4 protein-coding genes are annotated in these 6,284 nt (G+C 58.5%); 3 read left to right on the top strand and 1 reads right to left on the bottom strand.

The annotated features are described in order from the left end of the window. Nucleotides 1-415: 415 nt before the first annotated feature. A complete protein-coding gene (locus GSQ93_RS29955) occupies nucleotides 416-1,405 on the top strand; it encodes a LysR family transcriptional regulator (RefSeq protein ID WP_158939383.1) in 990 nt (329 codons plus the stop codon). On the opposite strand, the gene GSQ93_RS29950 is transcribed toward GSQ93_RS29955, so the two are convergent. After that, nucleotides 1,395-2,375 (bottom strand): GDP-mannose 4,6-dehydratase, encoded by a 981-nt coding sequence (locus GSQ93_RS29950; RefSeq protein WP_158939382.1) that lies wholly within the window; start codon nucleotides 2,373-2,375, stop codon nucleotides 1,395-1,397. The genes GSQ93_RS29955 and GSQ93_RS29950 overlap by 11 nt on opposite strands. Before the next feature lie 293 nt (nucleotides 2,376-2,668). Between GSQ93_RS29950 and GSQ93_RS29945 the strand changes: the two genes are divergently transcribed. Both GSQ93_RS29945 and GSQ93_RS29940 read left to right on the top strand, forming a co-directional pair. Beyond that, nucleotides 2,669-3,046: a hypothetical protein gene (locus GSQ93_RS29945; RefSeq protein WP_158939380.1), complete on the top strand. Its 378-nt coding sequence runs from the start codon at nucleotides 2,669-2,671 to the stop codon at nucleotides 3,044-3,046. 280 nt (nucleotides 3,047-3,326) lie between these two features. Next, the gene (locus tag GSQ93_RS29940; protein ID WP_254074159.1) at nucleotides 3,327-5,492 is read left to right on the top strand and encodes a hypothetical protein; all 2,166 of its coding nucleotides are present in this window, start codon (nucleotides 3,327-3,329) and stop codon (nucleotides 5,490-5,492) included. Nucleotides 5,493-6,284: the final 792 nt, after the last annotated feature.

Here is a 6,284-nt window from a genome sequence, read left to right as displayed (position 1 = left end):
ACACATCCGGTGCTCTGGCGAGCACCGTGCTTTTGGGGCACCTATGAATCAAAACCGCACGCTGTGGACACTTAGGGTAGAGCGGTTAAAGCGCTTTCTTTGCTTCGTTTCTTTGTCGCTTTGGACAAAGAAATGACGCGCCGCCACGCGCAGTGGCTAAAAGTGATAAAGAGAAAAGCCGACTCACGCAGACCACCAGCCCCGAAAGCAGCACCCCGGCATTGACTCCGCCCGCTAACGCTAGAACCTAGCCACCCAAGCACTGACCAACCGCTAACCCGGAACAGCAAACCACGCCCAATCCCGGCCTCCCAAGCGGAACTCACCACAATCGTCGTACTATCCCACTTTAGGCCCGCGCAATAGCAAAAAGCCAGATACCTGACATCTGCGGGCCAGAATGGGACCTCCTGGCATGGACCGTTTTCTAGCAATGAAAGTCTTCGTACGCGTGGTGGAGAGTGGCAGTTTCTCCAAGGCCGCAGATGCATTGCGCCTGCCTGCCGCGAGCGTTTCCCGCACCGTCCAGGCACTCGAAGCGCACCTCGGCGCACGCCTCCTCAACCGCACCACGCGAAGCATCAGCATCACCGAAGACGGCGAGATCTACTACGAGCGATGCGTCCGCGTACTCGGCGAAGTGGACGACATGGAGTCCGTCCTGTCACGCTCCAAGCTGAGCCCGAAAGGCACCGTACGCGTCAGCCTGCCCGCGCTCATGGCGAAAAGCACCATCATCTCCGCACTCCCCGAATTCTTCGCGGCCTACCCGGATATCCGCGTGGAAATGAGCCTGACCGACAAGCAAGTCGACATCATCGAGGCGGGCGTGGATTGCGTGATTCGCGTAGGCGCAGTCGGCGATATCGGCCTGGTGGCAAAGCAGATCGGCCGCTATTCCCAGGTGACTGCGGCAGCACCGTCATATATCGAGAAATATGGCGAGCCCAAGACACTCGAGGATCTCGAGCAGCACATGTGCGTGGATTACCTGGTGAGCAAGACCGGCCGCGTCAGAAGCTGGGAGTTCGTGGTGGACGGCGAAATCAAGACCATTCCGCTCAAGGCAATACTGGCCGTCAACGATGCGGATTCGTATGTGGAGTGCGGACTCGCCGGCCTCGGACTGATCCAGGCGTCGAGCTATACGTTGACTTCGTATCTGGAGAGCGGCGCGCTGAAGGAAGTGCTGCAGGCGTATCCGTCGTATCCGCGCGTGGTGTCGATCCTGTATGCGGCGAACCGGCATCAGCCACGGCGCGTGAAGGTGTTTATAGAGTGGATTGCGGAGATCTACAGACGGCAGTCGTCACTGCAGATAGCCGCAGATGATCTGCATGCCGGTCATGCCGGTCATACCGGACACGCCGATCACCCCGATCACGCACGCCACGTCACGTCTTGAGGATCGCGGCGCTCTGCACGGCTTCAGCGTCGACTTGCGCTCGCGCATGTTTGAACATCCACTCGAGCGTGTCGTAGATAGGGGTGATGGGCACGTGCCCAATCGCACGCTGCAGTTTGGCGTTCGACCCGACGAGCTTCGCAATCTCGTTGCGCCGCATGAAGCGCGGGTCGACGAAGATCTCGATCTCGTATCCGGCGATACGCTGCATCATGGCCAGGATTTCGCCAAGTGAATGGCCGGTGCCTGAACACGTGTTGAATGCCTCGCCCGCGGGCGCTACGTCCAGCAGTCGTGCGTAGACGTCGACGACATCGCGGACATCGGAGAAATCGCGGCTCACGTCCAGGTTGCCAAGCGACATGCGTACTTCACGGCGCGCATGATGATTCACGATCTTCGGCAACAGGAAGTCCTCGCCCTGGCCAACGCCGGTGTAGTTGAACGGCCGCGTGAAGAAGATGGGCAGGCGGTCGAGCCACAAGCGCGCCATGTTCTCCATGGCAAGTTTGCTAACTGCGTAGTCGTTGCCGGGATTCAGCGGCACGTTTTCGTCGATGACTTCCACATCCGCATTGCCATACACATTCGATGTGCTCGCCATCAGCACCGCCCGAGGTTTCTGGTCGAGTTGGGACAAGGCGTCGAGCAGATTGCGCGAGCCCATGATGTTGACGAGATAAGTTTGCGTGGGCGGATTGCCCGTGACGTGCGCGAGGCCCGCGAGATGAACGACCACATCGGGCTGGGCGTCGGCCACGCATGCGCGCACCGCGTCGAGATCGAGCAGGTTGACGGGAACGCCGGTCGTGTTGGGTACGTCGGGCTCGGAGTCGGGCGACGTCGTGCCCCACACCTCGTAACCGTCGGCCAGCAGACGCGCGGCCAAGTGGCGTCCGGTAAAGCCCGAAAGACCCGTGATGAGAGCGCGACGCCGTTTGCCGCCGTCAGGATTTTTTATGTCGTTCATTGCGCTTGATATAGGCGGCGGCCGTTTCGCAAAGGGCTGCTGCATGATGTGAATGATTCTGCATGCCTTGTCCGGTGACGCCACTTACTGGCCGTTGTCCGTCAATGAAGCCGTCAAACGATGGGTTCCACCAAGAGACGGCATGTCGAATGAGAATGTGCAGTACCGCTTCGCGCTAAGGGCTGTGCAGCCATTTCCCCCAACAATTCGATGGCGAATTTTATCACGTAGCCCTTCCCGCAAGATGCGGAGCGCCAGGGTGATCTGCGCTGACGTGAAGTATCGCCAGCTAAGTGCCGAACGCCGTCCGCGATCTTTTGTATATCGGCAATTCCTGTTTCAGCCCTGATCATGGCGTGGCGAAGCGTCATGCACCTGTTGCGCGCAAATCGGCGCAAATCCAGTGCGACAGTCGAACATTACGCTTTGCTTATTCTATGAAAAAACACGCTGAAAAATATTCGTTAGTCAAAGAGACGGGTTTAAACGTATGTCCGGAAAGCAAGCCGAGAAGCATGACGCCGCCGCGTCTATTACTTTTCGAAATAATTTTTTTGAATGAAATAAGTCAGGGTGAAAGTCGATCGGAGTCGGGCGGCACGCTGACAAAGGCTCCAGCTCTTTATCGGTTCTCCATGCGCTGCGGGGAGTCATCAAAAAATCGTTTCTAACGGTAATTCATCGCATTCTGTGGTTCATTTACCACTGGCAATTTTGCTTCGCGCTCTATTTATTTCAGATTTTTTTGCAATATTTGAACGGTAGTCTTGGACAACCCGAGTAACGGCGGTGACGCCCCGACTGCACCGTCCGCCGATGGGGAGCAGAGCCGGCCGCTCTCAGACGGAGAAAACCCTTTTGCATCGTTTTCCGCGCTTTCCGCATTTTCCGCGTTCTTCGTATTTTTGGGCATCACGTTTTCTGGTTGCGGCAGGGCTTGGTCTGACTGTTGTGGCCTCCGCGTATCCGGCGTCGCCAACGGTGCTGCAGGCGCTTACATCGTGGATTGGCAACACCTTCGGTTTCGGCGATGGCACGTGGACGCAGATCAACATTACCGCGATCGCCGTCACGCCTGATGGCCGCGTGTACACCGACGCGCCATGGGATGAAAGCGGCGCGGAAGTGAGCGTCTACAAGGACGGCAAGGTGCTTGGCACGGCCGGCGGCACTCACGGCTGGGGCAACTACGGCGGCAATGCGATCGCGCTTAACGGGCGCTATGCGTTTGTCGCGGTCTCGGTGGGCAACGAGCGCGGCCATTTGTCGAAGGAGGGTGTGTGGCCGCCCAAGGGCCAGCAGTGGTATGGCGTGTCGCGCCGCGACATCCGCGACGTCAAGCGCAGCGTGGCGTTCCAGGCGAACCTCGCCGCCGACAAAGACGGGCACGCGCAGCTCGCCGCCGCTTTCCTGATGATCAACGAGGCGCCGGAAGTCAAGCGCGGCGCCCCGAAGACGGATGACGTGAAGCCGGATGTGGGCGGCCTGGCGGCATCGGATGCGTTGTTGTACGTGGCGAATACCGCGATGAACCGCATCGAGGTGTACGACGCCGAGTCGATGCAGCAAAAGAGCAAGTGGAACGCGACGCAGCCGGGGCGTCTCGCGCTCGCGAAGGACGGCACGGTGTGGGCGCTGGTGAATACGCAGGGCGGCCAGGCGCGGCTTGCGCATTACACGCCGTCAGGCGCGGCAATAGACGATGCCCCCACGCTGGCGGCGGGCACCGACGCTGTCGATTTGACGATAGATGCTCAGGGACGTTTGCTGGTTGCTGACAACGGACCGCGTCAGCAAGTGCTGATCTTCACGCGCGACGGCGGCGCCAGCAAGTACCGTGAGTCGGCGGCGTTGGGTGAGCGCGGCGGCATTTTTTCGGGCGTGGCGGGGCGGCCTGGTCCGCAGCGTTTCAACGGGCTGACCGGCGTGGGCGTGGATGCGGCCGGGAACGTTTATGTATCGACGAACGGAATTGGTGTGCGGCAGGGGTCGACGGGTGCGGGACTTGGCGCGACGCTTGAGAGTTACGCGCCTGATGGCCGGCAGTTGTGGCAAGTGCAAGGGTTGTTGTTCGTCGATGGCGCGTGGATAGATCCGGCGCGTCCGAACAGCGTCTACACCGGCAACAAGCGGTTTGAGCTGGATTTGTCGAAGCCGGCGGGACAGGAATGGAAGTACGTCGGTTTCTTGTCGGGGCGGTTCAAGTATCCCGAGGACACTAGCTTTAGCGTTGGTGACTGGCCGGGACAGCCGATCGCTCGCAAGGTTGACGGTCGTACGTTCTTGTACTTGACGGACATGTATTCGGATCATCTGAAGATTTATCGTTTCGATGCAAAGCGTGATGGAGAGCTGGCGATTCCTTCTGGCTACTTTGCGGGGCGTGGGCGTGGTACGGAGAACATTCCGAATCATCCGCCGCAGGGTGACTGGATCTGGCGCGACACCAACGGTAACGGCCGGTTTGATGCGAATGAGTTCGACGTGAACAACGGAGTACTACCTAATCCTGGTGGATGGGGATGGTGGGTTGATACGAAGGGCGATATTTGGCACACGAGTGATGGACGCGGAATCAATCGGTTTCGATACGGCGGAGTGGACCGTGTGGGCAATCCGGTATATGCGTATGCCAACGCGCAGAACTATGCGATGCCTGCGCCGTTCAACGTGGTGAAGCGAGCGGTGTATGAGGCCGATACGGACACGATGTATTTGACTGGGTACACGGCTGACGAGCCGTTTGACCGTGGGTACTGGAAGGAAGTGGGGCGACGGTTGGTGCGTTACGACCATTGGTCGAAGGTACCGGAGCAGCGGTATTCGATTGAGTTGCCGTGGGACACGAAGAGCAAGCCGTTGGCGACGACGATTGGTTTGACGGTTGAGGGCAAGTATGTGTTCACGGTGGAGCCGGTTGGGATGGTGCATGTGTATGAGAAGGATACGGGGCGCGAGGTTGGGGTGATCAAGCCGGGACCGGAAGTGGGTGGTGCATCGGGGTGGGTGGATGTGCCGAATGGCATTAGCGCTAGCCGGCAGGCGGATGGTGAGTACCTGGTGTTTGTTGAAGAGGATGCACGGGGGAAGGTGATGATGTACCGGTGGCACGAGTAGGTTCGTTCGCACTTTTTGGTTTTAGGTGACCAGGATTTTGATGGGGGCGGGCGGGTTGGTGCTGGGCTGCCAGGTTCTAGCGTTAGCGGTCGGGGTCAATGCCGGGTTGCTGCTTTTGGCCTTAGCGGTCTGCTTGAGTCGGATGTTTTCTTTATCACTGTTAGCCACTGTGCGTGGCGGCACGTCATTTCTTTGTCCAAAGCGACAAAGAAACGAAGCAAAGAAAACGCTTTAACCGCTCTACCCTAAGTGTCCACAGCGTGCAGTTTTGATTCATTGGTGCCCCAAAAGCACGGTGCTCGCCAGAGCGGAGGATGTGTGAAGCCCTCCTTCTCGCGAATCCCGACATAGACACGCTTCGCCACCCGTGCTCTCGGGCAAGCACCGGTGCCCCAATGGTTAGCAACGCTCTATAAGTATTTTTGCCTCCTTTCTTGATGTGTTGGTTGAGTGCTCTGAGCGATTATTTCGGTCATTTCATAGGTCACAGTCACGGCATCACGCTCATTGCTGCTTCATTCCCTGGTGGGCCGATTGCGTGGCTAAGCGGTTGTTTTCGTCGGTGAAGGTCTCACGCATTTCGGAAGGTTGGTTTCTTGGTACGTTGGTGGGTTGGCGACGTGGTTCGTCGTGCGTACTGATTTGGTGGGTGGTTCACGCGGATAGCGCGGGGTGAACCGTGGGCAGGTTTAGTCACTGGTGGCGAAGCGTGTCAGTACCTGTGTACGGAGAAGGAGGGTTTCAAATCGGTGGTTCTGGCGAGCACCGTGCTTTTGGGGCACCTATGAATGG

The sequence above is a fragment of the Burkholderia sp. S171 genome (genome assembly GCF_009766085.1).
Classification (GTDB): domain Bacteria; phylum Pseudomonadota; class Gammaproteobacteria; order Burkholderiales; family Burkholderiaceae; genus Caballeronia.
The sequence above is the reverse complement of the archived record's forward strand: the minus strand, read 5'-3'. Positions and strand labels throughout refer to the sequence as shown.

Coding starts and splice junctions, on each gene's coding strand:
- GSQ93_RS29955 (WP_158939383.1), top strand. CDS start 416: ATGGACCGTTTTCTAGCAATGAAAGTCTTCGTACGCGTGGTGGAGAGT.
- GSQ93_RS29950 (WP_158939382.1), bottom strand. CDS start 2,375: ATGAACGACATAAAAAATCCTGACGGCGGCAAACGGCGTCGCGCTCTC.